The 24,270-nt window shown below is 59.3% G+C and carries 26 protein-coding genes and 1 tRNA gene; 20 read left to right on the top strand and 7 right to left on the bottom strand.

The genetic code is table 11. From position 1 onward, the window contains the following. Positions 1-3: 3 nt before the first annotated feature. Positions 4-864, bottom strand: a complete 861-nt coding sequence (locus AC2FNL_RS07665) for an N-formylglutamate amidohydrolase (RefSeq protein WP_260063509.1) — start codon at positions 862-864, stop codon at positions 4-6. Between the two features lie 148 nt (positions 865-1,012). On the opposite strand from AC2FNL_RS07665, the gene AC2FNL_RS07660 reads away from it, so the two are divergent. The 6 genes from AC2FNL_RS07660 to AC2FNL_RS07635 all read left to right on the top strand — a co-directional run bounded on the left by AC2FNL_RS07660 (position 1,013) and on the right by AC2FNL_RS07635 (position 4,928). Then, positions 1,013-1,087: transfer RNA gene (locus AC2FNL_RS07660), tRNA-Val, on the top strand. A 93-nt stretch (positions 1,088-1,180) separates the two neighbouring features. Beyond that, positions 1,181-1,306 carry a type B 50S ribosomal protein L36 gene (ykgO, locus tag AC2FNL_RS07655; protein ID WP_005648635.1) on the top strand — a complete coding sequence of 42 codons (126 nt, stop codon included), beginning with the start codon at positions 1,181-1,183 and terminating at the stop codon, positions 1,304-1,306. A 115-nt stretch (positions 1,307-1,421) separates the two neighbouring features. Beyond that, positions 1,422-2,585 (top strand): WD40/YVTN/BNR-like repeat-containing protein, encoded by a 1,164-nt coding sequence (locus AC2FNL_RS07650; RefSeq protein WP_496833018.1) that lies wholly within the window; start codon positions 1,422-1,424, stop codon positions 2,583-2,585. A 151-nt stretch (positions 2,586-2,736) separates the two neighbouring features. Beyond that, positions 2,737-3,750 (top strand): Fe(3+) ABC transporter substrate-binding protein, encoded by a 1,014-nt coding sequence (locus AC2FNL_RS07645; RefSeq protein ID WP_496833017.1) that lies wholly within the window; start codon positions 2,737-2,739, stop codon positions 3,748-3,750. A gap of 108 nt (positions 3,751-3,858) precedes the next feature. After that, positions 3,859-4,413, top strand: coding sequence for a helix-turn-helix domain-containing protein (locus AC2FNL_RS07640; RefSeq protein WP_496833016.1), 555 nt, complete (start codon positions 3,859-3,861; stop codon positions 4,411-4,413). Then, complete coding sequence (locus AC2FNL_RS07635) at positions 4,410-4,928, top strand: GNAT family N-acetyltransferase (protein WP_496833015.1); 519 nt, start codon at positions 4,410-4,412, stop codon at positions 4,926-4,928. Before AC2FNL_RS07640 ends, AC2FNL_RS07635 begins: the two co-directional genes overlap by 4 nt. Here the strand turns inward: AC2FNL_RS07635 and AC2FNL_RS07630 are convergent. The 4 genes from AC2FNL_RS07630 to AC2FNL_RS07615 all read right to left on the bottom strand — a co-directional run bounded on the left by AC2FNL_RS07630 (position 4,925) and on the right by AC2FNL_RS07615 (position 8,492). Then, a complete protein-coding gene (locus tag AC2FNL_RS07630) occupies positions 4,925-5,563 on the bottom strand; it encodes an AAA family ATPase (protein WP_496833014.1) in 639 nt (212 codons plus the stop codon). The two genes, AC2FNL_RS07635 and AC2FNL_RS07630, sit on opposite strands and share 4 nt — an antisense overlap. Continuing rightward, the gene (locus tag AC2FNL_RS07625; RefSeq protein WP_496833013.1) at positions 5,560-6,336 is read right to left on the bottom strand and encodes an ATP-binding cassette domain-containing protein; all 777 of its coding nucleotides are present in this window, start codon (positions 6,334-6,336) and stop codon (positions 5,560-5,562) included. Before AC2FNL_RS07625 ends, AC2FNL_RS07630 begins: the two co-directional genes overlap by 4 nt. Further along, entirely contained in the window at positions 6,336-7,409 is a 1,074-nt protein-coding gene (locus tag AC2FNL_RS07620) for an ABC transporter permease (protein WP_496833012.1), read from the bottom strand. Before AC2FNL_RS07620 ends, AC2FNL_RS07625 begins: the two co-directional genes overlap by 1 nt. Positions 7,410-7,523: 114 nt before the next feature. Further along, the gene (locus AC2FNL_RS07615; RefSeq protein WP_093965461.1) at positions 7,524-8,492 is read right to left on the bottom strand and encodes a sugar ABC transporter substrate-binding protein; all 969 of its coding nucleotides are present in this window, start codon (positions 8,490-8,492) and stop codon (positions 7,524-7,526) included. Positions 8,493-8,798: 306 nt separating this feature from the next. Between AC2FNL_RS07615 and AC2FNL_RS07610 the strand changes: the two genes are divergently transcribed. The 6 genes from AC2FNL_RS07610 (at position 8,799) to AC2FNL_RS07585 (ending at position 13,005) form a co-directional block, all read left to right on the top strand. Then, positions 8,799-9,923 carry an ROK family transcriptional regulator gene (locus AC2FNL_RS07610; RefSeq protein ID WP_496833031.1) on the top strand — a complete coding sequence of 375 codons (1,125 nt, stop codon included), beginning with the start codon at positions 8,799-8,801 and terminating at the stop codon, positions 9,921-9,923. 259 nt (positions 9,924-10,182) lie between these two features. Then, positions 10,183-10,524: a hypothetical protein gene (locus AC2FNL_RS07605; RefSeq protein WP_496833011.1), complete on the top strand. Its 342-nt coding sequence runs from the start codon at positions 10,183-10,185 to the stop codon at positions 10,522-10,524. Continuing rightward, positions 10,521-11,186, top strand: coding sequence for a MotA/TolQ/ExbB proton channel family protein (locus AC2FNL_RS07600; RefSeq protein WP_093965455.1), 666 nt, complete (start codon positions 10,521-10,523; stop codon positions 11,184-11,186). Before AC2FNL_RS07605 ends, AC2FNL_RS07600 begins: the two co-directional genes overlap by 4 nt. 31 nt (positions 11,187-11,217) lie before the next feature. Next, positions 11,218-11,544 (top strand): ExbD/TolR family protein, encoded by a 327-nt coding sequence (locus AC2FNL_RS07595; RefSeq protein ID WP_170436458.1) that lies wholly within the window; start codon positions 11,218-11,220, stop codon positions 11,542-11,544. Between the two features lie 4 nt (positions 11,545-11,548). Continuing rightward, positions 11,549-11,926, top strand: a complete 378-nt coding sequence (locus AC2FNL_RS07590; protein WP_170342891.1) for an ExbD/TolR family protein — start codon at positions 11,549-11,551, stop codon at positions 11,924-11,926. Then, positions 11,923-13,005 (top strand): energy transducer TonB family protein, encoded by a 1,083-nt coding sequence (locus AC2FNL_RS07585; protein ID WP_496833010.1) that lies wholly within the window; start codon positions 11,923-11,925, stop codon positions 13,003-13,005. Before AC2FNL_RS07590 ends, AC2FNL_RS07585 begins: the two co-directional genes overlap by 4 nt. A 44-nt stretch (positions 13,006-13,049) precedes the next feature. Here AC2FNL_RS07585 and AC2FNL_RS07580 read toward each other — a convergent pair whose 3' ends face one another. Beyond that, on the bottom strand, positions 13,050-13,964 hold the full coding sequence (locus AC2FNL_RS07580) for a LysR family transcriptional regulator (RefSeq protein WP_093965450.1): 915 nt from the start codon (positions 13,962-13,964) through the stop codon (positions 13,050-13,052). A 110-nt stretch (positions 13,965-14,074) separates the two neighbouring features. Here AC2FNL_RS07580 and AC2FNL_RS07575 point away from each other — a divergent pair, with 110 nt between their 5' ends. The 7 genes from AC2FNL_RS07575 to AC2FNL_RS07545 all read left to right on the top strand — a co-directional run bounded on the left by AC2FNL_RS07575 (position 14,075) and on the right by AC2FNL_RS07545 (position 21,661). Next, positions 14,075-14,770 (top strand): NAD(P)H-dependent oxidoreductase, encoded by a 696-nt coding sequence (locus AC2FNL_RS07575; protein ID WP_496833009.1) that lies wholly within the window; start codon positions 14,075-14,077, stop codon positions 14,768-14,770. Between the two features lie 54 nt (positions 14,771-14,824). Further along, complete coding sequence (locus AC2FNL_RS07570; RefSeq protein ID WP_496833008.1) at positions 14,825-15,601, top strand: CmcJ/NvfI family oxidoreductase; 777 nt, start codon at positions 14,825-14,827, stop codon at positions 15,599-15,601. A 13-nt stretch (positions 15,602-15,614) separates the two neighbouring features. Continuing rightward, entirely contained in the window at positions 15,615-16,580 is a 966-nt protein-coding gene (locus tag AC2FNL_RS07565; RefSeq protein WP_496833007.1) for an LLM class oxidoreductase, read from the top strand. A gap of 12 nt (positions 16,581-16,592) precedes the next feature. Next, entirely contained in the window at positions 16,593-17,381 is a 789-nt protein-coding gene (locus AC2FNL_RS07560; protein WP_496833006.1) for an SDR family NAD(P)-dependent oxidoreductase, read from the top strand. A gap of 78 nt (positions 17,382-17,459) precedes the next feature. Beyond that, positions 17,460-18,308, top strand: a complete 849-nt coding sequence (locus AC2FNL_RS07555; protein ID WP_496833005.1) for an enoyl-CoA hydratase/isomerase family protein — start codon at positions 17,460-17,462, stop codon at positions 18,306-18,308. Positions 18,309-18,879: 571 nt separating this feature from the next. After that, positions 18,880-20,427: an arylsulfatase gene (locus AC2FNL_RS07550; protein ID WP_496833004.1), complete on the top strand. Its 1,548-nt coding sequence runs from the start codon at positions 18,880-18,882 to the stop codon at positions 20,425-20,427. A 346-nt stretch (positions 20,428-20,773) separates the two neighbouring features. Beyond that, the gene (locus tag AC2FNL_RS07545) at positions 20,774-21,661 is read left to right on the top strand and encodes a sulfotransferase domain-containing protein (protein WP_496833003.1); all 888 of its coding nucleotides are present in this window, start codon (positions 20,774-20,776) and stop codon (positions 21,659-21,661) included. A gap of 107 nt (positions 21,662-21,768) precedes the next feature. Here the strand turns inward: AC2FNL_RS07545 and AC2FNL_RS07540 are convergent, their stop codons facing one another. After that, entirely contained in the window at positions 21,769-22,548 is a 780-nt protein-coding gene (locus AC2FNL_RS07540; protein WP_496833002.1) for an MOSC domain-containing protein, read from the bottom strand. A gap of 398 nt (positions 22,549-22,946) precedes the next feature. Between AC2FNL_RS07540 and AC2FNL_RS07535 the strand changes: the two genes are divergently transcribed. Beyond that, positions 22,947-24,266, top strand: coding sequence for an ABC transporter substrate-binding protein (locus AC2FNL_RS07535; RefSeq protein WP_093965439.1), 1,320 nt, complete (start codon positions 22,947-22,949; stop codon positions 24,264-24,266). Positions 24,267-24,270: the final 4 nt, after the last annotated feature.

The raw sequence follows: 24,270 nt of genomic DNA, 5'->3' as shown, positions 1-24,270 counted from the left end.
TTCCTATTCGGCGGCCAGCCGTGCCGGCTGAGAACCAATTCGGGCGATCTCCGCGATGACTTCTTCCAGAATATCCCTGAACGCCAGGAAATTGGCGTTGGGCTCGATCGTGTTCTCATTCATATAGAGCGCCCGGTCGATCTCGATCTGAATCGCATGCTGATGACGGGCGGGACGACCGTAGGTCTGGGTCACGTAAGCCCCTGCAAAGGGCGTGTTCCGGGCCACTGTCAGACCGGCGGACGAAAAGGCCGCTTCGATCTGATCAACAATGACGCCCGATGCCGAGGCACCAAACCGATCCCCCAGCACGATCTCGGGACGGCGCCCCTTGGGGTTCCCTGCCATGGCAACGGCCTCGTGCGGCATCGAGTGGCAGTCGATCAGGATGGCCTGTCCGAACATGTCGATCGATTCGGCCAAAAGAGACTTCAAGCGGGCGTGATAGGGACGCCAATAGGTGTCGATGCGCAGGCGCGCTTCGTCCATCGTAAGTTTGCCGCTGTAGATTGCGCGACCGTTGGACACGACACGGGGGATCACGCCCAACCCCGATACCACGCGCGGGTTGTGTCCCTGACGGCGCGCGCCGAGAATCAACGCAGGATCCAGTTCCTCGGCGCTGCGGTTGAGGTCAAGGAACGCGCGCGGCATCTGCGCCGCAATCAACGGTGCGCCATGGATCGAGGCGGAAGCGAACAGTTGATCGACAAAGGCATCTTCGGAAGAGCGAATCACATTGCGGTTCAGAACCGAACGATCCAGAAAGCCCGGCAAATAGTTCCGGCCGCTATGTGGCGAAGAAAAAACAACGCACGACGTGCGTTCTGCGGGCATTTCCAAAGCGTATGCGGCGCTGTGCATGGCCTCTCCTTCTTTGCCGATAACATAGACCGGAAAATTGTTGGACCAAACCCCTTGAACCCCTTCGCGACTCCTTTTATAGACCCCTCCACCGGCGCGGAGATCCGCGCCCCGTTTCGTTATGGGGCAGGATACGCAAAGGGAAAGTGGGCGGTTAGCTCAGCGGTAGAGCACTTCGTTGACATCGAAGGGGTCACAAGTTCGATCCTTGTACCGCCCACCATCTTTTCACTGTTTCGGGTCTGACCCGGGGCACCCGCTAACCCAGGCGCTGGCCACGTCCTTGATGAAGGCGCCGCAGAATTGGAGAGAGACCATGAAGGTCAAGAACTCGCTCCGCTCGCTCAAGAACCGGCACCGCGACTGCCGGGTTGTGCGTCGCAAAGGCCGCGTCTATGTGATCAACAAGACGCAGCGCAAGTTCAAAGCTCGTCAGGGCTGAGAGCGGCAAATCGCTGTTTCAAAGAACCGCGCCTCCGGGCGCGGTTTTTTTGTGCCGCGCGCTGAGACGGACCGTTCGTGTTAGGCTGTCCAAAACAGCCGGGAGCGCGAAACGAATGAAACACTCTTGCATCGACATACTGGTGGGCACCACCAAGGGTGCCTTCGTGATCATCGGAGACTCGGATCGCGCATCTTGGCGCGTTACGGGTCCGCATTGCGGCGGCTGGCCCATCAACCACGTCGTCGGAGATGACGAAACCGGGACACTCTGGGCCGGCGGCGGCGGCGACTGGCACGGAGCCGGCGTCTGGCGCTCCGAGGATGGGGGCCAGAGCTGGGAGGTCACCAAGCTCACACAGGGGCAGCAGGACGAGTGGGCCGCAAACGATCCCGACTTTGCCGAGTTGATCGGTTGGACCGGTGAAGCAGCACCGTTCGGCGACGAGTTCTCGCAGATCTGGTCGCTGCATTGTTCAGGCGGCGCATTGTACGCGGGAACAAAACCGGCGCGGCTGTTGGTCAGTTCGGATGCTGGGCAGACCTGGGAAACGGTCAATGGCCTGACCGATCACCCCTCGGCCGAAGAATGGTCACCGGGGGCCGCAGGCTTGGTGCTGCACACGATCGTTTCCGATCCAGACGATGCGGAAAAGCTTTGGGTGGGCATATCGGCGGCCGGAGTATTCGCCTCGGAAGACGGCGGCACTACGTGGGAGCGGCGCAACCGGCTGTCGAACGCCGAGAGTTGCGGGCAGCACGACCATCCGGCAGCGCCGCGGGACGGTCAAATCGGTCATTGCGTGCACAACATGGTCCGGGCGCCCGACACCAAAGAGCTGCTGTATCAACAGAACCATCATGGTGTCTGGCGTTCGTCCGATGGCGGGCGCAGCTGGGACGATATTTCGGGCGGGTTGCCGTCGACCTTTGGATTCCCAATCCACGTCCATCCCCACGATCCCAATACGATCTGGACCATTCCCCTGAATGGAGACAGCATCGGACGGTATCCGCCGAATGCAGCGGCGGCGGTCTGGAAATCCACAGATGGTGGCCAAAGCTGGACCGCTTGTCGCGAAGGGCTGCCGCAGACCAGCTGCTTTTTCACGGTTCTGCGCCAGGCGATGGCAGGAGATTGTTGCAACCCTGCGGGTGTTTATTTCGGAACCAACAGCGGCTCGGTGTTTGCAAGCGCCGACGAAGGCGAAACCTGGACCGAGATCGCCAGGCATCTGCCGACCATTTTGTCGGTCGAGACAATTCAACGCCCGCGCTAGCCAACCCTGGCCGGCGCACCCAAACAAACTGCGGCAAATTAGACCAAGTAATTTTGTCGGATTTTCTTGCATCCCGCCTGGAATCGTTTAATTGAGCAAATCAGTCGGGAAATACCCCGCTCATGAGATTCGACAACCGGGACATCCACAGATGAAAACCACGAGCTTTATCGCCGCCGCCCTGTCGGCCCTGATCGCCGGATCGGCCGCTGCCGAAGGCGAGCTGAACCTGTACTCCTCGCGCCACTACGACACCGACGAGCGTCTCTACACCGATTTCGAAGAAGCCACTGGCATCAAGATCAACCGCATCGAAGGCAAGGCCGACGAGCTGATCGCGCGGATGGAAGCCGAAGGCGCGAACTCGCCCGCCGACATCCTGCTGACCGTTGACACCTCGCGCTTGGCGCGGGCCAAGAACGCGGGCCTGCTGCAGGCGGTCGACAGCGAAGTTCTGGAAGAGCGCATCCCCGCCAACCTGCAGGACGAAGACAACCAGTGGTTCGGCTTCTCGCAGCGCGCGCGCATCATCTTCTATGACAAGAATGACGTGACCAACCCTCCGGCCACCTACCTGGATCTGGCCGACCCTGAATACAAACGGCTGGTTTGCATCCGGTCGTCCAGCAACACCTACAACCAGACCCTGCTGGCCTCGATCATCACCCATCATGGCGCCGAAAAGGCCAAAGATTGGGCCGAGGGAGTCGTGGCCAACATGGCGCGTGAACCTCAGGGCGGCGACACCGATCAGCTGCGTGGAATCGTGTCCGGTGAATGCGAAATCGCCGTGTCGAACTCGTACTACTTTGCACGTGCTCTGCGCAAAGACGTCAAGGGCCTGTCGGACAGCGTCGACATGATCGGTATTCAATTCCCCGCGCAGGATGCCGAAGGCGCACATATGAACCTGTCGGGTGCGGGCGTCGCGGCCCATGCCCCGAACAAGGACAATGCGGTCAAGTTCCTCGAATACCTCGCCAGCGATCAGGCACAGGTCTACTTCTCGAACGGCAACGATGAATTCCCGGCCGTCCAAGGTGTTGAGCTGGCCGAGAACGTGGCCGCTCTGGGTGAATTCAAGGCCGACGACGTGAACCTGTCTGAAGTCGCCAAGAACATCCCCGAGGCCCAGAAGATCTTCAACGAGGTTGGCTGGAAGTAAGCCGCCATCATATCGAGCAGTTGAAGGGGCGCGGAACGGGCGCCCCTTTTTATTTTATTTATTTCTGCTAATTTTCTCATTATCGAAACTGATTCCCGGATATGAGAAATGCTAGACAACCTGTCCAGCCGCCTCGCGCGCCATCTGAGCGACCTGCGCCGCAGTCGGGACTGGTCACTTGAACAACTCGCGCAGGCCAGCGGTGTCAGTCGGGCCACCCTGTCGCGCATGGAGAAGGCCGAGGTCAGCCCGACGGCCGAGAATCTTGGCCGATTGTGCGCAGCCTACGGCCTGCCGATGTCGCGCCTGTTGATGATGGTCGAGGACAGCTTCGACCCCAAGGTTCCGTTCGAACGGCAGATCGAATGGCGCGACCCCGAAACCGGGTTCACGCGCCGGTCGGTTTCGCCCCCCTCGGCGGGGCTGACGGGCGAGGTTCTGGAGTGTCACCTCCCTCCTGGCACCACGATCACCTATGACGCACCACCTCGTCCCGGGCAGGAACATCACTTGATCGTGCTGGACGGCGCACTGACCCTGACCGTTGATGGAACGTCCCATGTGCTAAACGGGGGTGATTGCCTCCGCTATCATCTGTCAGGCGCGACCCGTTTTGAAACCGAGGCGTCCCGCGGCGCCCGCTACATTCTGGTGCTGATATGATTACACGCCTTTCCAAAGCGACTTTTGACCAAGCGGTGGAGGATCTGGCGGATATCCTGCATGGCTGCGTGCATACCGGCGCCAGCATCGGGTTCATTCTGCCGTTTTCCCGTGACGCCGCGCGCGCCTATTGGCAGGAGCGCGTGCGCCCCGGGCTGTCAGCCGGAGAGCTGGATCTTTTCGTAGCCTATGTTGACGGACGCATCCAAGGGACGGTTCAGCTGATTCCGGCTGCGATGCCCAACCAGCCGCACCGCGCCGATGTGGCCAAGCTGCTGGTGCATCCCGACGCAAGGCGGCGCGGGCTGGGCCGCGCCTTGATGGGCGCCCTGCAAGAGCGCGCCGCCGAACTTGGCCGAACCCTGTTGGTGCTGGACACGCGCAGCACCGACCCGTCGCGCATCCTGTATCAAAGCCTGGGATTCGAAACCGCCGGAGAGATTCCCGGCTATTGTCGCAACCCGTTCGAACCCGTGTTCGAACCCACCACCTACATGTACAAGGCGCTGGGCTAACGCAGCACCAGGTCGGCAGCGCCCGAGTTCTGCACCACGCGTCGGGCGTTGGGAATGTCATTGGCGAAGGCTCGGCGCTCGGCTTCGTCGCGAGGCAGGCCCAGCCCGATCCAACGGTCCAGCAAGCGCGCCTCCAGCGTCGGCAGGGGCACGTCCAGAAACACGGTCAGCGCCCAGTGGGCGCGCAGATCGCGCCACCCCAGTTCGCCCAGCAGCAGATAGTTCCCCTCGACGATCACCACCCGCTGGTCGCGGGTCACGAACGAACAGGCTGCGATGGATTTGTCGAGCACGCGGTCGAACTCGGGCACGGCGACCTCGTCTTCGGCCTGAAGTCGGCGCAACAAGGCGTGAAAGCCCGGCAGATCGAATGTCTCGGGCGCGCCCTTGCGCGGCAGCAGATCGCGCGCCGTCAGGATTTGGTTGTCATAGTGGAAACCATCCATCGACAGCAGACCGGTCGGAATGCCGCGCACCTGCAGCGCCTGTTGTGCAAGCGCGGCCACGGTGGATTTCCCCGCACCCGGCGGCCCGGCCACGGCGACAAGCTGGCGGGTTTCACCGCCCGCCAGCCCGGCCACGGCTTCGGCGATCCGCTCGGCCAGCGCCTGCGGCGATGACCCTTCGGTCGTCATGCCGCGCGATCCTGTTCCGGCGGTTCTTTGGCGCCCGTCATGAAGGCCACGGCATCGGACATGGTGTAGTCTTTGGGGTCGATCACGCAAAGCCGCTTGCCAAGTCGATGCACATGGATGCGGTCGGCCACTTCGAACACATGGGGCATGTTGTGGCTGATCAGAATGATCGGAATGCCACGGGATTTCACGTCCTGGATCAGTTCCAGAACCCGCCGGCTTTCCTTAACGCCAAGCGCCGCGGTGGGTTCATCAAGGATGATGACTTTGGACCCGAACGCCGCCGCACGGGCCACGGCCACGCCCTGACGTTGTCCCCCGGACAGGGTCTCGACCGCCTGGTTGATGTTCTGGATCGTCATCAGCCCCAGTTCGTTCAGCTTGTCGCGGGCGAACTTCTCCATCGCAGGGCGGTCGAGCATCCGGAATACTGAGCCCAAAGGCCCCTTGCGCCGGATCTCGCGCCCCATGAACATGTTGTCGGTGATCGACAGGGCGGGCGACATGGCCAACGTCTGATAGACCGTTTCGATCCCGGCTTCGCGCGCGTCTATGGGCGAGTGGAAATCGACCTTGCGCCCTTCCAGCCAGATCTCGCCCTCATCCGGGGCGACGGCACCGGAAACCGCCTTGATTAAGGTCGATTTACCCGCGCCGTTGTCGCCGATCACGGCCAAGATTTCGCCCGGCATAAGGTCGAAATCGCAGTGATCCAGCGCCGTGACCTTGCCATAGCGTTTGACCAGATCGCGCCCTTTGAGAATGGGTTCCATCACGCTGCTACCTTTCTGATCCACTGGTCCACGGCCACGGCGGCGATGATCAGCATACCGATAAGAAGGAAGGTCCACTGCGCATCCGCGCCCAACAACCGCAGGCCCAGGGTAAACACGCCGACGATCAGCGCCCCGAACAACGAGCCCAGGATCGACCCGCGCCCCCCGAACAAAGAAATGCCTCCGATCACGACGGCGGTGATGCTTTCGATGTTGGCCAACTGCCCCGAGGTGGGCGAGACCGAGCCGATGCGCCCGATCAGCGCCCAGCCGGCAAAGGCGCAGATCAGCCCCGACAGCATGTAGACCGACATCAGCGTGCGATGCACGTTGACGCCCGACAGCTCGGCGGCCTCGGGGTCGTCGCCCACGGCATAGACATGGCGCCCCCACGCGGTATGCCGCAGCGCATAGGCCAGCATCAGGATCAGCACCAGCATGAAGATCACCCCGACCGTGAACACAGCCCCACCGACATTGAACTTGGCGCCGAACAGCTGAAGGATCGGGGCGTTGGCCTCGATTTCCTGCGACCGGATGGTTTCGTTCTGTGAATACAGGAAGTTGGCGGCCAGAACGATCTGCCACATGCCCAGCGTCACGATGAAGGGCGGCAGCTTGACCCGGCTGACCAGAAACCCATTCACCGCGCCGATGGCGGTCCCGATGGCCAGACCGCACAGGATCGCCACCGTGGGCGGCAGCCCATAGCGGAAGGTGAACTGGCCCATCACCACCGAGGACATGACCATGATCGCGCCCACGCTCAGATCGATCCCGGCGGTCAGGATCACCAGGCTCTGGGCGGCGGCCACGATGCCGACGATCTGCACTTGCTGCAGGATCAGGGTCAGTGCGAAAGGTGAAAAGAACTTGGCGCCCAGCAAGGCGCCGAAAATCAAGATCGCCGCGACCAAAACGATCAGCGGCACCAGCGAAGGGTTCACATGCAGAAAGTGTTGGACCGTCCCCATGAACCCGCGGTGGTGATCTTCGAATTCGGCAACTTGTTCCGGACTGCCTTTGGCCGCGGCTTCGAAATCGTCGGACTGTCTCGATGTGTCGGACATCAGTGAGGTTCCCCCATGCGTCAAGCTCCCGTCTTGGGGCGACTCTAGCAAAATTTCGGGTGAGGTCGTGGTTCAATTCAGGGGCCGCGCGGTGCGGCCCCTGAAGGGATCAGATCAGCCCCAGCAGAGGTCCATGCCCTCTTTGACCGAGATCGACTCGACGCCATCGGCCGGCTTGTCCGTCACCAGCGCAACACCGGTGTCATAGAAGTCCTTGCCGGGCGTGTTCTCGGGCTTCACGCCCTCGTCGGCCCATTTCTTGACCGCCTCGACGCCAAGCGACGCCATCAGCAGCGGGTATTGCTGCGAGGTTGCGCCGATCACACCGTCGGCCACGTTCTGCACACCGGGGCAGCCGCCGTCGACCGAAACGATCAGCACATCGTTTTCGCGGCCGATGGCCTTGAGCGCCTCATACGCACCGGCGGCAGCCGGTTCGTTGATCGTATAGACCACGTTGACCATCGGATCCTTGGCCAGAAGGTTCTCCATGGCCTTGCGGCCACCCTCTTCGTTCCCGGCGGTGACGTCATGGCCTACGATGCGCGGGTCGGTCTCGTCGCCCCATTTGTTCGGGTCGCCCAAGTCAATGCCGAAGCCCTGCAGGAATCCCTGGTCGCGCAGCACCCCGACCGAAGGCTGGCTGACTGCCAGATCCAGCATGGCGATCTTCGCGTTCTGGGCTTCGTCTCCCAGCGTGGCTGCGGCCCATTTCCCGATCAGCTCGCCCGCCAGAAAGTTGTCGGTTGCAAAAGTCGCATCCGCCGAGTCGATCGGTTCGAGCGGTGTATCCAGCGCGATGACCAGCACACCGGCGTCGCGCGCCTGCTGGACGGCCGGAACGATCGACGATGTATCGGATGCGGTCAACAGGATACCCTTGGCGCCGTCCAGAATGCAGGTCTCGATCGCCTGCACCTGAGTTTCATGGTCGCCGTCGATCTTGCCGGCGAACGCCTTGAGCGTCATGCCCAGCTCTTCGGCCTTGGCTGTGGCACCCTCTTTCATCTTCACGAAGAAGGGGTTGGTGTCGGTTTTGGTGATCAGGCAGACCGTGTCCTGCGCGGCGGCAGCGCCTGCCATGGCTGTAAGGGCCAGCGCGGTCGCGCCAGCGAATGCTGAAATCTTCAAGGCTTTTCCTCCCAATATCTCCGATACCCGATGGGCATCTAAGGAGTCCGGACGGAATTCTGCCGGCTCCCATATGTAAAACCATCCGGTGATTCTCAGGTTCTGTCAATAAATAAATCACTCTTATTTATTATTGACACTGGGTAGGCGCATCCACATTCTTGATCGTAGGAGGAGCGGCCCGTGCCCGAGGAACAATCAGCGCAGAGCAATCCGCCCGAGCGCGTTTCGACCGTGCGTGGGACGAACCAAAGTGGCATGCGCGCCCACAACGAACGACTGGTGCTGTCACTGGTCCGCCGGCACCAAGCGCTCGCCAAATCGGAGCTGGCCCGCATGACCGGATTGTCGGCGCAGACTGTCTCGGTGATCATGCGCCAACTGGAAAGCGATGGGTTGCTGCTGCGGGGCGAGCCACAACGTGGCAAGGTTGGGCAACCCTCGGTGCCAATGCGCCTGAATCCGGATGGGGCCTATTTCCTAGGGCTGAAAGTCGGCCGCCGCAGCACCGAGCTGGTATTGACCGATTTCCTAGGCAAAGTACGGGATCGCGCGCGAGAGACCTATGACTATCCCACCCCCGGCGCGACATTGGATTTCGCCACCGGCACATTGGACCGGATGATACACCAGATGCCGACAGCGTCGCGTGACCGGGTTGCCGGGTTGGGCATTGCGATGCCCTTCTATCTCTGGGACTGGGCGCAGACCCTGAATGTCCCACAAGAAAAGATGGATCCATGGCGCTCGGCCGATCTGCAGGCCAGTCTTTCCCTAGCGCGAAACATCCCGGTCTATTTGCAGAATGACGCCACCGCGGCTTGCGGGGCAGAGTTGGTCTTCGGGCCGTCCGAAAGACCGCGGAACTTTCTGTATTTCTACATGGGCTACTTCATTGGCGGGGGTGTCGTCCTCAACGGCGTCATTTTTTCCGGGCGCGGGAATGCAGGCGCCTTGGGTCCGTTGCCGGTTCCCGTCGGCTCGGGCGCGGTCAAACCCCTGATCGATGTCGCCAGCCTTTGCGTGCTTGAGCAGAAGCTTGTCGCCGCAGGCCTGGATCCCTTCCACATGTGGGAGACCCCGGACCGTTGGGACATGCCGGATATGCTTCTAGAGGCATGGATGGACGAGGCCGCGAAAGGTCTGGCCTATGCGATCCTGTCTTCCTGCAGCCTGATCGACTTTGAAACGGTGAAAATCGACGGCTGGATGCCCGAGAGCGTTACCGCGCGCTTGATCGAACGCGTCGAGACGCATCTCTCCCGGCTGAACTTTACCGGGCTCGAGCAGCCCTCGGTTCTGGCCGGGTCGGTTGGTCCGGATGCCCGCGCCCTGGGGGCAGCCAGCCTGCCTCTGTCGGACAGATACCTTGTCGAAACCTGAGCGACCCTCGCGGACCTACAAAAGTATTGGCGAGGTTTCGCCTGACGAACGATCACAAAGCCCCCACCAACCCTTCCCCGTACTGCCGGTCTAAGTTATTACAGGCACGGCGCCAGCACTGCTTGGCGGGCTGCAGGTACCACGTGTTCAGAATGAGGTTCTATCATTGAAACTGCGTCACCTTTTACCCGCCCTTATCGCATGGTCAGCCCTCCCCCTTGCGGCCAATGCGCAATCGTCTGACGCCGATGGCGCCGGGTTGTCACTGGAACTCAACGCGGCGCAGGATGTGGGGCAGGCCTGTCGGCTGTCATTCCTGATCACCAACGAAACCGGACGGGCGATCGACAAAGCCGTTTTCGAAACCGTGATCTTCGACACGCAGGGTTCGGTGATCAAACTGTCATTGTTCGATTTTAGGGATTTGCCGCAGGACCGCCCGCGTGTGCGCCAGTTCGACCTGCCAGACAGGCCATGCGCAACGGTCGGGCGCGTTCTGATAAACGGAGCCAGTTCCTGCATGACCGGCGGTTCCGAGAGTGATCTTTGCAATTCGACCCTTTCGGTGACCAGCCGCTTGGAAATGGAGCTTTTGGGATGAACATCTTCAACGCGCTTGGCCAGATTCTTGCACTGGGCGGGCCAGTAGTGGCGATCCTTCTTGTGATGTCGATCCTGACCGTAGCGGTTTCGATCTACAAGCTCTGGCAGTTTGCGGCCTGTGGCGTCGGCCGCCATCGGGTGCTGTCCCAGGCATTGGCGGCCTGGGATGCCGGAGACCACGACACTGCGCGCGAGCGTCTGGCCGCCAGCAGCAGTTACCTTGCCCCGATCGTGGGTGCGGCAATGAACGCCCCGGATACGGCGGGGCTGGACGAGCGGCTGGACGCCGAAGCCGGCCTGGCGTTGGCCGGGCTCGAGCGTGGGTTCCGGCTTTTGGATACAGTCGCGCAGTTGGCCCCCTTGCTGGGGTTGTTCGGCACGGTTCTGGGCATGATCGAAGCCTTCCAAAGCCTGCAGACGGCCGGGGCCGGTGTGGATCCGTCGTTGCTGGCAGGTGGGATCTGGGTTGCGCTGGTGACGACGGCGGTGGGTCTGGCGGTTGCGATGCCCACATCCATGGTCCTGTCCTGGTTCGAAAGCCGCACCGCGCGCGAGCGGGTATTCGCAGACAAGGCCTTGCGCACGATCCTCGTACCGACCCAGGCGCTGCCGACAGCAGCTACAAGCACCGCGTTTGTCGCCGCGCCGGGACATGCGTAACGCTGCCCCATTTGTTCGGCGCGCCATGTCGATGACACCGCTCATCGACGTGATTTTTCTGCTTTTGCTGTTCTTCATGCTGACGTCGACCTTTTCGACATTCGGAGAAATTCAACTCAGCAGCGCTGCCGCGGGTCCATCGGAGCCCAGCGCCCCGTCGGATCGCGCTTTTGTGCAATTGGGGGCGGACCGCGTGGTGCTGAACGGAGCTCCGCTCTCGCTGGATGAATTGGCACAGGCACTGCAGCCCGGGCAGGTGCTGGTCAGCCTTGACGGCGACGTCACCGCCCAACGGCTTGTTGACTTTCTGGTGAAACTGCGCGGCCTCGACGGTCTGTCGGTAACGGTTCTGGAGTGACGCCATGATCCGCCACGACCGCCCAAGCCGCAAGCGCGACTCGACCATTCCGTTGATCAACGTGGTCTTTCTGATGCTGATCTTCTTTTTGATCGCCGGAACCGTTGCTCAACCGTTGGACCCGGACTTGGAGCTGGTCAACACATCCGATCTGGATGGCCGCGAACCACCCGATGCACTGGTTCTTCACGCTGACGGGACGCTCAGCTTTCGCGGAACACCGACGGATCCGCAGACCTACATGACCATTCGTGGCGAGGAACCCGTGCGGATCGTGCCTGACCGGAACGTTTCCGGGGCACGCCTGATCGAAGTCACCGGCGCTTTGCGCCGTCTCGGCGCCACCGCAGTCTTTGCGGTGACCGAACGGGCGCTCGAATGATCCGGGAATCTCTGTTTGTCGCGGCGCTGGCCGTTGTGCTTTCGGTGCTGTTCCACCTTTTTCTGCTGCTGCCTGCTGCGCGGGACCCTGCGGAACCTGCGACGGCCGGATCGCAACCGGACACGGTTGCCTTGGGCAACGCGTTCGAGGATCTGGCGGAAACCGCGACCCCGCCTGAGCCGCCGACCCCCGCAGAAGAGCCCGAGCCCGAAGTCGAACAGCCGACAGAGCCGGACCGGGCCGAAATACCCGTCAGCGAAACACTGGTCGCCTCGTCGGATCCGCAAAAGGTCAACTCGCCTGATATCGGACAAACCAACCCGGTGCAGCCTGATCAGCCCGTTCCGGAAATCGTTGAGCCGGCGGACTCGGCCGAAGGTGATCGGCAGGCCGCTGATGAGGTCGACGAAACACCGCCCGTCCAAGCCGAATCGCAGTCCGCAGCGGCGCCCGAAGCACCGGTTGAACCCATAGAGGCCCCGATTTCAGAGCCGGAGCAACTCGCTGCCCTGCCTGCCCCCTCACCGATACCGGAGCCCTCAGTGCCGGCGGAGGAGCAGCAACCGGTCGAAAGCGACACCGACGACGGCACCTCGGATCTGGCGGTTGCGACATCGATCCGGCCGCGTCTTCCGGACCGCACCCCTGCACCGGCCCCTGCGCCCGACCAACGGGCCAGCCGGCTGGACAGTTTTGACAACCTGCGATTTCCCAACAAGCAGATCGACTCGCCGCTGACGACCTATCGCCGACAGGGGGTCGACGCATTTACCCGCGGGGGCAACTCCAATCAGTCCGGCGGTCGAGGCCCCGGCAACTCGAATGTCACCAATTATGCCGGGCAGGTTCTTGTCCACCTCAACAGAACTCCGCCGGTCTATGTCTCGGTTCGCGGCTTTGCCAAAGTCTTCTTTGAAATCAACCCGGACGGAACACTGGCCTGGGTCGAGATCATCGACAGTTCCGGCTCGACCGAGGTCGACAGGGCCGCCAAGGAACAGGTCCGTCGCGCATCGCCCTTCCCGAGACCTCCGGGCGGGGTCAGCCGGAAGCTGTCGTTCTACTTTCAGAACGGCTAATCGGGCCTTTGCTGCGCTAGCCCGAAGCAACTGGGCGCAATCGATCAGTCCGGTGGTCTTTCCCACGGCGGCTTCACGCCGATCTCGGTGATCAGAAAATCCATGAAGACCCGCACCTTTGGCGACAATACGTTCGACTTTGGATAGATCAGCCACAGCACGTTGTCTTCCGCCGCCTCATATTCGGGAAGGACATGACGCAACCTGCCCGAGGCAAGCTCCTCCTGAACGCTCCACAGTGAGTTCATCGAGATCCCCGCACCTGCCACGGTGGCCAGCTTCTGGCTGAGACCGTCATCCATGATCAATGGACATTTCGTGGCTCCGGGATCGAAGCTTGCGACGGCCCCCCGGGCAGTTTTCAGCGCCCGGGCCCGGGTGTGGCGAAATGCAATCAGCCGATGATGCGCCAGATCATCCGGCGTCTCGGGCTCTCCGTGGGCCGATAGGTAATCCGGTGCCGCGCAAAGGATGCGTTTGTCATCCGCCAGCTTGCGCCCCTTGAGGCTGGTATCGATCAGCGGTGCGTTCCGCAAAGCAAGATCATAGCTGCCTTCGATCAGATCAAACTGAGCATCCGACAATCGCAGGTCCAGGGTCACACCCGGATGCTGTTCCTGAAACTTTGCAAGGATTGGAGCAATGTAGAGCTGGGCAAATGTGCTGGGCGCAGTAAACCGCAAAGTGCCGGTGGCTTGGGCCGACCCCTGCCCCAAAGCGGCCAAGGCCGCATTCTCCTGCGCCAGAATTTCGCGCGCATAAGGTAGAAACTCGGCGCCCTCCAGAGACAGCGATACTTTCCGGGTCGAGCGGTGCAGCAACTCGACACCCAACTGATGCTCCAGCTTGGCAAGTCGGGCGCTCGAGACTGCGGGCACCAACCCCAGTTCGCGCCCGGCGGCCGATATGTTCAGCTTGTCCGCTGCAAGCACGAAAAGCCGAAGCGCCTGTGTGTCCATAAGCCTATTATACGCAAAATCCGAAAACTGAAACCTGATATCTGCTGTTTCATCGGATTTCTCAAGTGATATTTCTGGCTCCACGGAAGACAAACCAAATGGAGCCACAAATGTCCGTTCGCCCGAACGTTCAGTTACAGATCCTCGAAGCCTTCAATTTCCGGCACGCAACAAAGGTCTTTGATCCCGACCGAAAGATCAGCGACGCCGATTTCGAAACCATCCTTGAGGCTGGCCGCCTGTCGCCCACCTCTTTCGGGCACGAGCCGTTCAAGATTCTGGTCATCCAATCGCCCGACAAACGCGAGCTTTTGCGCGAGTTTTCATGGGGCGCCAATGGCATGATGAACGGCAGCTCCGGCCAGCTGGGGACAGCCAGCCATTTTGGCATCATTCTGGCCAGCACTGCGGCAACCATGACCGCTGGGTCTGATTATCTGCAGGACCACTATCGCAAGGTCAAACAACTGCCCGAGGACGTCATCGAATTGTTCAACGGTGCTTATGGAAAGTTCCAGTCAACCGACCATCGCATCACCACTGAACGCGAGATCACCGACTGGTCCGGCAAACAGGCCTATATCGTTCTGGCCAACATGATGACGACCGCTGCTTTGATGGGTATCGATTCCTGCCCCATCGAAGGGTTTGACATGGAACTCACCACCCAGACTCTGGCCGATCATTTCGGGGTAGATACCTCGAAATGGAAACCCGCGGTGATGTTTGCCTTTGGGTATCGCGCCAGTGATCCGCAATTCCCCAAGACCCGCCGCCCGATGGCCGAAACCGTGAACTGGTTCTGAGCCAACGTCGATAAAGCCAGGGGCTGCGTCATCCGCAATTCAGTGAGGGTACAGATGCAACGAACCGGTATCGTAAACTATCACGTTCACAAACCTGAACGGCAGGCGTTCCAACTGGACGCCGGCGGCATTGTCGGCAACCTGATTTCGCCCGAACTGTTGCCGACACAGGTGAATCTGACGGATATGCGGACATCCGGGCGGCCCCTGCGCTTTGAGCCCGACGGCGTCGAGTTTCTGAATGCGCCCAGTGCCATCCGCGATTTTTCCGGGGATCAGTGGAAACGGACCTACGAACACGAGCTGGCTCAACTGCTGACCACAAAGATCGGCGTCCGCGAGGTCGTGATCTTTGACCATACCTTGCGCGTGGACGACCCAAAGGCCACGCGCAAGGCCGCGCGCAATGTCCACAGCGATTACAGCGCGGACGGTGCTCGGCAACGGCTGGAGGATTTGCTTGGCGCCGAGCGGGCGGCCGAGTGGAGCAAAGGGCACTATGCCTTTGTCAATCTCTGGCGGCCGGTCGATCACCCGATCAACAGCGCGCCGCTGGGGTTCGTCCGTCCTTCGTCCGTCGACCCCAAAGACTGGATCCTGCTTGACCTGATCTATCCTGACCGCAAAGGGCAGATCATGGGGCTTGTCGGGAATGCAAGCCATGACTGGGTCTATCTGTCTCGAATGAGCCTGGATGAAATCGCTGTTTTCAACATCTACGACATTCAGGGGTTGCCTTCCGTCGCGCACAGCGCGCTCGATATGGTCGAGGACCCGACCGTCAACACCATCCGGAAGAGCATCGAGACCCGCACTTTGGTGCGGTACTGAGCAAGGAACCATCATGTTGGACAAAAAACAAAACCTGTCCTTTGCCCCGATCAACAAGGCCTACGGTCAGGTTTTTCGGCCAGATCAGCTGACGCTAGGGCTGGTATTGCCGCTCGAGGCCTACCCGGTGGGATCCGAGCCCACGATGAAGGGCCACATGAAGGCCGCGCAATTGGCCGAGTCTCTGGGCTTTGCCGCGCTTTGGCTGCGCGACGTGCCGTTCAATGTTCCAAGTTTCGGGGACCCCGGCCAGATCTTTGACCCGTTTGTCTATCTGGGTGCACTGGCGACCGCAACGGATCGCATTGCCCTGGGGACCGCCAGCATCGTTTTGCCGCTGCGCCATCCGGCCCATGTGGCAAAGGCAGCCGCGTCGGCGGATGTTTTGTCCGATGGCCGTCTGCTGTTGGGTGTGGCGTCTGGCGATCGACCGGAAGAGTATCCGGCAATGCGTCAATCCTTCCCCGATCGCGGTGAGCGGTTCCGCGACAGTGTCGACTATATCCGTGCAACGGCAACACCCTATCCCAAGCACGAAAGCCTGCAGGGACATCTGTCCGGCGACATTGACCTCGTGCCGAAACCCTCGGGATCGCGCCTGCCGCTGTTGATCACGGGCGGCAGTCGGCAATCCCCGGATTGGGTGGCTGAAAACGGCGATGGGTGGATGACCTATCCGCGCGATGCGGCATCGCAGGGGCGCGCGGTGGCAGATTACCGGAACCGTCTGAAAGCACTGGGGCAACCGGACAAACCGGTGATGCAGTCGCTCTATGTCGACTTGCTGGAGGACCCAAATGCCCCCGCACGTCCCATACATCTGGGGTTCCAGTCGGGTTCGAATTTCCTGCACCGCTACTTGGCTGAAATCCGTGAGGTTGGGATGAATCACGTCGCCCTGAATCTGCGTTTCAACGAGGCTGCCATCGAACCGACACTCAAACGCCTGGCAGATACGATCCTGCCGGAATTCTCATAAGGAACTGATCACATGACCAAAACCATTCTGATCACAGGCGCAACCGACGGTATCGGACTGCTCACCGCCAAGAAGCTGGCGGCTGACGGTCACCGTGTTCTGTTGCACGGGCGGAACACTACAAAGTTGGAGGCAGCCGCCCTGGAGGTTGGAGGGCAGTCGGAAACCTACAGCGCCGATCTGTCCGACCTATCAGCCGTGAGGTCGTTGGCGGAGGCCATCCGATCCAATCACGACCGACTGGATGTGCTGATCAACAACGCCGGCGTCCTGAAGGCTCCGCAGACCACTCTCGAAAACGGTCTCGATATCCGCTTCGTCGTCAACACGCTCGCGCCTTATCTGCTGACCGAACTTCTGCTTCCGATCATTCCCAAGGCTGGCCGCGTCGTGAACCTGTCCTCGGCCGCCCAGGCCCCTGTGGATGTGGATGCGTTAACCGGCAAAACGCGGTTGGCCGATATGAGCGCATATGCGCAAAGCAAGTTGGCAATCACGATATGGACGCGCGAACAGGCCCGCGCCCTACCCGCTGGACCGGCGTTGATTGCGGTCAATCCGGGTTCATTGCTGGCCTCCAAAATGGTCAAAGACGGTTTCGGAGTCGCCGGCAACGACCTCAACATCGGCGCCGACATCCTGATCGACGCCGCACTTAGCGATCGGTTCGCGCAGGCGTCGGGCGCCTATTTCGACAATGACGGCGGTACATTTGCAGACCCGCACCCCGCGGCGCTGAAGTCCGAACACGCAGCCGACGTCATGAAGGCCATTCAAGACACTACCCGCCAATACGGCTAAGCCGGGCGCATTCCCGCGCCCTGCCAATCCATGCAAACCCTCGCATCTTTGATGGCGAGAACAGGAGAGGACTGTCCAATGAAATACGAAAACTTCCAGACCTTTGACGTCGCGGTCGAGAATGCAATCGCCACCGTGACGTTCAACTTCGGAGCGGTCAATGTTCAGGGCCAAGAGATGCTGGCCGACCTCAACAGCCTTGCGATGCGGCTGGAGCGGGACCGGGAAACCAAAGTGGTGATCTTCCAGTCGGCGAACCCCGAAATCTGGGTCTGTCACTACGATACCGAGTTGCTCAAGGATCTTTCGACCGAGGCCGTCTCGCGGGAAGACGCCCAGCTGCTGGACCTGCAGTCCGTTTGCGAACGGCTGAGCAAGGTCCCGCAGGCAACAATCGCAAAGCTTGAAGGCTTTGCCCGTGGCGGCGGACACGAACTCGCACTCGCGCTGGACATGCGTTTTGCGGCACGCGGGAAGTTCAAGTTCATGCAGATGGAAGTTGGCATGGGTATCCTGCCCTGCGGCGGCGGAGCTTCTCGCATGGCGCGCCAAACCGGACTTGGCCGGGCATTGGAAATCATCCTGAGTGCGCAGGACTACGATGCCGACGATGCCGAGCGCATGGGCACCATCAACAAGGCGCTGGACCCCGACGAGATCGGTCCCTATGTCGATGCGCTGGCCAAGCGCATTGCCCAGTTCCCCGCCGAATCCATCAACGCGTGCAAGCAGATGGTCTACGAATCCATCGACAAACCTATTTCCGAGGCGTTGAGAGCCGAGGCCTATTGGCTGTACCAGGCGACAAGCAAGACGCCGGCGGTCAAGCGATTTCGAATTGCCGATGAACAAGGGCTCGAGCATGATATCGAGAACCAGAGAAACTGGAACGAACTGGTCATGAAGGTGCAAGAAATCACCAGCTGACGACTGCACTTGATCCGCTGAAATCGGTTTCGGCGGATCATATCCCGCAGCAGGTTTGGGCGTTCCGACGGCAAGGGGGCCGAGGCACGCAGGTCGCCATACTGCGTCTGTCAAGGAACCCAAACGCCCATGTTCCGAAGCCGGCGGTAAGCCAAAGGATAGACGGCAGCAGCACCGACGTCCGAGGCGGCCGGGCTGATCAACGGTGCGCGGCGCTTTTCGGTCGCCAACGCACGGGATCGATTGTGCCGGAACGACCGGCAGACTTACTAAACACACACCCAAACAACGTTTAGCAGGTGCCTTCTTTGCGCCCAAAGCAGAAGACGTGCTCCAGAAACCGTATTGGCGTGAATCCGAGTTTCGACGCAACTCGTCTTTATCAACCACGCCTTGAAGCGCGGGGAAAAGTTTCGGCCGGCTCATAAAGCAAAGCCAACAAAGTCGATTGGGTGTCTTGGATCACTTGCGCGTTTCCGCCCGAAATACTGAAAACCGCAAGTACCCCGACAAAACCGCCGATTTTGTGGTAGGTTACTCGGTATTAACAAAAAATTTTGGGAGGACGAAAATGAAAAACAAAACAAGATCAACCATAATGGCGGCCTTGTTTGCTGCAGCTGCCACAACCGTTTCCGCACAAGATGATCCCCCCATGAACTTCCTGATTATTTGGGGAGATGACATTGGATTTTGGAATATCAGTGCCTACAACCATGGCATGATGGGGTATCAGACACCCAACATCGACCGCATAGCCAAAGAAGGCGCGTTGTTTACTGATTGGTACGGAGAGCAGTCCTGCACCGCAGGGCGAGCGGCCTTTATCACAGGACAATCTCCCATCCGCACGGGCCTGACCAAGGTCGGCCTTCCAGGCGCGCCCGAGGGCATGCCCGTCGAAGACCCAACCATCGCCGGGCTGCTCAAAAACCACGGTTACATGACTGGCCAGTTCGGCAAAAACCATTTGGGTGACCGTGACGAGCACCTACCCACAAACCATGGTTTCGACGAGTTTTTCGGAAACCTTTACCATCTCAACGCAGAAGAAGAGCCCGAAAACCCTGACTACCCCAAGGATGAAGCCTTCAGGGAAAACTTCGGCCCGCGCGGGGTGATCAAGTCGACCGCTGATGGCTCGATCGAGGATACGGGGCCGCTTACGAAAAAGCGCATGGAAACCGTTGACGAAGAAGTCACGGCCAGCGCGCTGGATTTCATGGATAGAGCCGTTGAACAGGACAAACCTTTCTTCCTTTGGTGGAACTCCACCCGCATGCACATTTTTACGCATCTGAAGGAAGAATCCGAGGGAGTGACGGGACTTGGAGTTTATCCTGACGGCATGGTCGAGCATGATGGGCATGTCGGTGTACTGCTTGATAAACTTGATGAGCTCGGAATCGCCGAAAACACCGTCGTAATGTATTCAACCGACAACGGAGCGGAGACGTTCACGTGGCCGGATGGCGGCACGACACCCTTCCGCGGTGAGAAGAACACACAATGGGAAGGTGGCTATCGCGTCCCAACGGTCATCAAGTGGCCGGGTGTTATCGAGCCGGGATCGAAGGTCAATGGCGTAGTATCGCATACGGATATGTTGCCTACCATTCTGGCTGCGGTCGGTGAGCCAGACATCAAAGAACGGTTGCTCGATGGTGGCGTTGAAGCCATCGGCCGCCAATACAAGGCCCATCTGGACGGCTACAATCTTCTACCGTCGCTCTCGGGTGAAACTGATGAGTGGCCGCGCAGTGAGTTCATCTATTGGACCGATGATGGCAGCGTCGCCGCCTTGCGATACGAACAGTACAAGGTAACATTCCTGAAGCAGAATGCTCATGGGCTTGATGTATGGCTCTCACCGTTTGAAGTCTTGCGCGCACCGATGCTGGCAAACCTCCGCAGCGATCCGTTCGAGCGAGCCGAAGAAGAGAACGCCATGGGATACCAGCGCTGGTTCCTCGAGCATATGTTCGCGATAGCGCCAGCCGCCGCCTACGTTGGGCAATGGCTGCAAAGCTTCGAGGAATTTCCGCCAAGGCAAAAACCCGGCAGTTTCAACCTCGACAACGTTATGGAGGAACTCACGAGCCGCGCCGGGAACCAATAGCACCAACGGGACGCCGTGAGCTGTGTTCGCCAGTCTGAATTCACGGACAACTGTTTGTCGAATTCAGACTGGTAAGTCATCCCCTTGGACTGAAGACCGGCGCAGTCCAAGGGAAAGGATGAACGGCGACTTGGTTCCGTTTTGCGGGCATTGAGCGCTGCTTTCTGGACAGACCCCTGAGCGGTCGTTGGAATAACGTATAGGTGCTGCACCGCTCTCACTCTGTTGCCGGCCTAACTCAACAAGGCAGCAACAGGCTTTTTTGGGCTTTCTGCCATGAGAATCAGTCGCCTTTCACATTCATTCCACTTTTCCTGAACCAATTCGCACGGAGGAGTTTTTAGACGTGAAAAACCGAAAGCTCTACCTTGGCCCCCTGACCGACAATAGACGCTGGGATATGGTTCGCATCCGCCCCGACGATGTGTTCGTGGTGACACCTCCGAAATGCGGCACGACCTGGATGCAAACCATCGTATCGCTGTTGTTTTCTGGTGATCCCGAAGTTGAAACGGAGTTGTCCGTGAAGATGCCTTGGGTAGACATCCGAATCCGAGAAATGCCTGAAGTCGCAGAGCGGCTCGAAGCCATGCAGCATCGGCGCAGCATGAAAAGCCACACACCTATGGATGGGTTACCTCTGGATGATCAAGCACAGTACATCTGTGTTTTTCGTCATCCCCTCGATGCGCATTTCTCGTTTCGCAAGCACGTCAGAAACATTCCAATGACCTGGTTTGACACCTGGTATCCCGAGAACGATGAAGAAGGTATCACATTCCGTCGTTTTCTGGACGGCGGGGCGGAAGGGTTCGATACCGATGCGATGCCACTGGCACATATCATTCGGCATTACAAAGCTGCTGCGGCAGTTTCCGACCGGCCGAACGTATCGCTTTTCCACTACGCAGACATGACCCGAGACTTGAGAGGAACGATCTTCAGGCTGGCTGACATCTTGGGCACGACCCATTCAGAGGCAGTCATGGATCAATTGGTTCAAGCTGCGACCTTCGACAACATGAAGGACAAAGCAGAACGCTATGCTCCCTCAGGTGGCAAGGGGTTCTTCAAGTCGGATGCCGAGTTTTTTCACAGCGGAACGAGTGGCAAATGGCGCGGAAAACTGACGGCGGAGGAACTGGCAGACTACGACGCCGTGATGGATGCACACCTGGATCCCAAAGACCGAGAATGGTTGGAGTATGGCTATTGGGGAAACGTCGCTGCCTAGATATTGCTACCCCGGTCGAACCAGCGAATACCGAAAATAGTAAACCCGGTTCGCAATGGAATATAGAACAGAGGTTTCCCGGGGTTGCTAATCTAAAGGGGCGGCATTCAGGCAAGCAATTCCCCAGCTTGGCCGACACTTAGGGTTCCGCCTTTGGTCACCTCGACATAGACCCCCATGTCCATGTGCCCCATCAACTGCCTGATAAGATATGGTATCTTCAAGTCACGCTCGGCCGTATCCGGGTTCACTTCAGTGGCCGCACACCTTTTCGTTCGCGATAGTATCTTCAACTCAACATCGCCAAATCTCAGAACCGATCCAACTGCGTCCAACTCGGAAAACGAAGGCAAGCCGTCTATCTCGATATTCGCGCGGAAGCGCGCTGGCTGGATCTCTGCGTTCAGTTTTTCACCCAACTCTCGCACCGACGCGCGATTAAGAACGGATATCGCGTTCATCATTTTTGGTGAGACGACGGACACATCCGTAAACCGATGAGGAGCAGACGAGACGAATTCCGGCAATTCGGGATCTTTCAAGCCGATCTCCGAAGACAAGAAACTCGCCGCATTCATCCGGTCTTCTGGTGTTCGCATATTGAAGCTTTGTGTTTTGCCGTTCGCTTTGATCTCAAGATCTTGGGTCTCAATATCAAAACTGGTCTCAACACCCGCCAGCGCGGCCTCATTCAACAGAACAACAAAGCGATCTTTCGGCAGTGGCTGAGGGTTCTGCGCGTCGAACCCGGAGTTGTAGCGCGCAAATCCGAACAGGCGATCACCCGGGATCCCGTCCCCTGCCCGCAGCGTCACGGTTTGCATCGGCTCGGCACTCAAGCCTTTGATTGGGTACCGGTTCAATCTGACGATAGAGAGCGTGTTCATACGTCTGCACCTGTCCAACCGAGTTTTGCACGATCCAGAGTGACCCGTGCCGTTTGACGCTATCTCCAATCCTCAAAGGTATCGACAGAATAATCCGCTAGAGCTTCACAAGCGGGTGCCAAAAACCGGTTGGCCGCATGATGGCCGTGATTGTGAGCTGCGCCGATTTTGGCGGGTGCGGCCCTTAAATGCCCCACTGCTGAAAATACATGCGCAACGACGATACGGAATAAAATCACATAAAATCAGTGTCTAAGAGGAGCGTTCATCGTCAACCGCCGTCCGCTTGAGGTACGAACCTCAAAAATGTCTAGACTTGATGTGCGTACCTCAAATAGCCTTGGAGGTATGCCGCGATTCGCACATCCTCGATTGACGGCGCAAAAAGGGAGGAATGGATGACTTACACAAAACTGGCCTCGGCCAGCGCAATAGTCCTTGCCGCTACTACTCTTTCCACCAAGGCGAATGCTGAAGATCTGACGCTTTGTTGGGCTGCATGGGACCCGGCCAACGCGCTTGTTGAGCTTTCAAAGGAATTCGAAGCCGAATCCGGTCACACGATGAACTTCGAGTTTGTTCCCTGGCCAAATTTTGCGGATCGGATGCTGAACGAGCTGAACTCCGGGGGCAAGCTCTGCGACTTGTTGATCGGTGACAGCCAGTGGATCGGCGGGGGCGCTGAGAATGGCCACTATGTCAAACTGAACGACTTCTTCGATGCTGAAGGCATCAGCATGGACGATTTCGCGCCGGCCACCGTATATGCCTACTCGACCTGGCCCAAGGGCACGCCGAACTACTACGCGCTGCCAGCGATGGGCGATGCGAATGGCTGGTTCTACCGCAAGGACTGGTTCGAAAACCCCGACATCCAAGCCGCTTACAAAGAGGCGACGGGTCAGGACCTTCGCGAGCCTCAATCGCAAAAAGAACTCCTGCAGATCGCGCAGTTCTTCCAAGGTCGTGAGATCGACGGCAAGACTGTCTATGGCGCAGCCATCTTTACCGAGCGCGGCTCGGAAGGGATCACCATGGGTGTGACAGGAGCGCTGTATCCTTGGGGTTTCAAATACGAAAACACGCCGGGTTCCTATGACATGGAAGGCGCCGTGAACTCGCCCGAAGCGGTCGAAGCTCTGGAATTCTACAAGGAATTCTACGAAACGGCGACGCCTCCGGGATACACCAACTCTTACATGGGTGAGAGTCTGGACGCATTTAAGTCCGGTCAGGTCGCCATGGCGATGAACTGGTTTGCGTTCTTCCCGGGTCTTTACGCCGATCCCAATACCGGCGGTGACAAGATCGACTTCTTCGTGAACCCACCACAAAATCAGGCAGGTTCGACACTGGGCGGACAAGGTATCTCGGTTGTCAGCTACTCTGACAAACAGGACGCCGCACTTGAGTACATCAAGTGGTTCGCACAGCCGGACGTCCAGGCCAAATGGTGGGAGCTTGGCGGCTACTCGGCCCATAACTCCGTACTGGAAGATCCGGGTTTCGTTGACAGCCAGCCGTTTGCCGGTGACTTCCTGGAAGCAATGGCCGGGGTGCAGGATTTCTGGCAGGAGCCTGCTTATGCGGAACTGTTGCTGGCGATGCAGAAACGCATCCACGACTACGTGGTTGCGGATCAGGGCACTGCTCAAGAAGCGCTTGATCTTCTGATCCAAGACTGGACCGAAGTCTTCGAAGACGAAGGCAAGCTGTAGCCCG

The sequence above is a fragment of the Ruegeria sp. CRTD044 genome (assembly GCF_059613485.1).
Note: the sequence above shows the minus strand (reverse complement) of the source record. Positions and strands in the feature narration are given on the sequence as shown.

What these genes read in the sequence shown, in the direction of transcription:
- AC2FNL_RS07665 (WP_260063509.1), bottom strand. Translation starts at nt 864, where the DNA reads ATGCACAGCGCCGCATACGCTTTGGAAATGCCCGCAGAACGCACGTCG.
- ykgO (WP_005648635.1), top strand. Translation starts at nt 1,181, where the DNA reads ATGAAGGTCAAGAACTCGCTCCGCTCGCTCAAGAACCGGCACCGCGAC.
- AC2FNL_RS07650 (WP_496833018.1), top strand. Translation starts at nt 1,422, where the DNA reads ATGAAACACTCTTGCATCGACATACTGGTGGGCACCACCAAGGGTGCC.
- AC2FNL_RS07645 (WP_496833017.1), top strand. Translation starts at nt 2,737, where the DNA reads ATGAAAACCACGAGCTTTATCGCCGCCGCCCTGTCGGCCCTGATCGCC.
- AC2FNL_RS07640 (WP_496833016.1), top strand. Translation starts at nt 3,859, where the DNA reads ATGCTAGACAACCTGTCCAGCCGCCTCGCGCGCCATCTGAGCGACCTG.
- AC2FNL_RS07635 (WP_496833015.1), top strand. Translation starts at nt 4,410, where the DNA reads ATGATTACACGCCTTTCCAAAGCGACTTTTGACCAAGCGGTGGAGGAT.
- AC2FNL_RS07630 (WP_496833014.1), bottom strand. Translation starts at nt 5,563, where the DNA reads ATGACGACCGAAGGGTCATCGCCGCAGGCGCTGGCCGAGCGGATCGCC.
- AC2FNL_RS07625 (WP_496833013.1), bottom strand. Translation starts at nt 6,336, where the DNA reads ATGGAACCCATTCTCAAAGGGCGCGATCTGGTCAAACGCTATGGCAAG.
- AC2FNL_RS07620 (WP_496833012.1), bottom strand. Translation starts at nt 7,409, where the DNA reads ATGTCCGACACATCGAGACAGTCCGACGATTTCGAAGCCGCGGCCAAA.
- AC2FNL_RS07615 (WP_093965461.1), bottom strand. Translation starts at nt 8,492, where the DNA reads ATGGCAGGCGCTGCCGCCGCGCAGGACACGGTCTGCCTGATCACCAAA.
- AC2FNL_RS07610 (WP_496833031.1), top strand. Translation starts at nt 8,799, where the DNA reads ATGCGCGCCCACAACGAACGACTGGTGCTGTCACTGGTCCGCCGGCAC.
- AC2FNL_RS07600 (WP_093965455.1), top strand. Translation starts at nt 10,521, where the DNA reads ATGAACATCTTCAACGCGCTTGGCCAGATTCTTGCACTGGGCGGGCCA.
- AC2FNL_RS07595 (WP_170436458.1), top strand. Translation starts at nt 11,218, where the DNA reads ATGACACCGCTCATCGACGTGATTTTTCTGCTTTTGCTGTTCTTCATG.
- AC2FNL_RS07590 (WP_170342891.1), top strand. Translation starts at nt 11,549, where the DNA reads ATGATCCGCCACGACCGCCCAAGCCGCAAGCGCGACTCGACCATTCCG.
- AC2FNL_RS07585 (WP_496833010.1), top strand. Translation starts at nt 11,923, where the DNA reads ATGATCCGGGAATCTCTGTTTGTCGCGGCGCTGGCCGTTGTGCTTTCG.
- AC2FNL_RS07580 (WP_093965450.1), bottom strand. Translation starts at nt 13,964, where the DNA reads ATGGACACACAGGCGCTTCGGCTTTTCGTGCTTGCAGCGGACAAGCTG.
- AC2FNL_RS07575 (WP_496833009.1), top strand. Translation starts at nt 14,075, where the DNA reads ATGTCCGTTCGCCCGAACGTTCAGTTACAGATCCTCGAAGCCTTCAAT.
- AC2FNL_RS07570 (WP_496833008.1), top strand. Translation starts at nt 14,825, where the DNA reads ATGCAACGAACCGGTATCGTAAACTATCACGTTCACAAACCTGAACGG.
- AC2FNL_RS07565 (WP_496833007.1), top strand. Translation starts at nt 15,615, where the DNA reads ATGTTGGACAAAAAACAAAACCTGTCCTTTGCCCCGATCAACAAGGCC.
- AC2FNL_RS07560 (WP_496833006.1), top strand. Translation starts at nt 16,593, where the DNA reads ATGACCAAAACCATTCTGATCACAGGCGCAACCGACGGTATCGGACTG.
- AC2FNL_RS07555 (WP_496833005.1), top strand. Translation starts at nt 17,460, where the DNA reads ATGAAATACGAAAACTTCCAGACCTTTGACGTCGCGGTCGAGAATGCA.
- AC2FNL_RS07550 (WP_496833004.1), top strand. Translation starts at nt 18,880, where the DNA reads ATGAAAAACAAAACAAGATCAACCATAATGGCGGCCTTGTTTGCTGCA.
- AC2FNL_RS07540 (WP_496833002.1), bottom strand. Translation starts at nt 22,548, where the DNA reads ATGAACACGCTCTCTATCGTCAGATTGAACCGGTACCCAATCAAAGGC.
- AC2FNL_RS07535 (WP_093965439.1), top strand. Translation starts at nt 22,947, where the DNA reads ATGACTTACACAAAACTGGCCTCGGCCAGCGCAATAGTCCTTGCCGCT.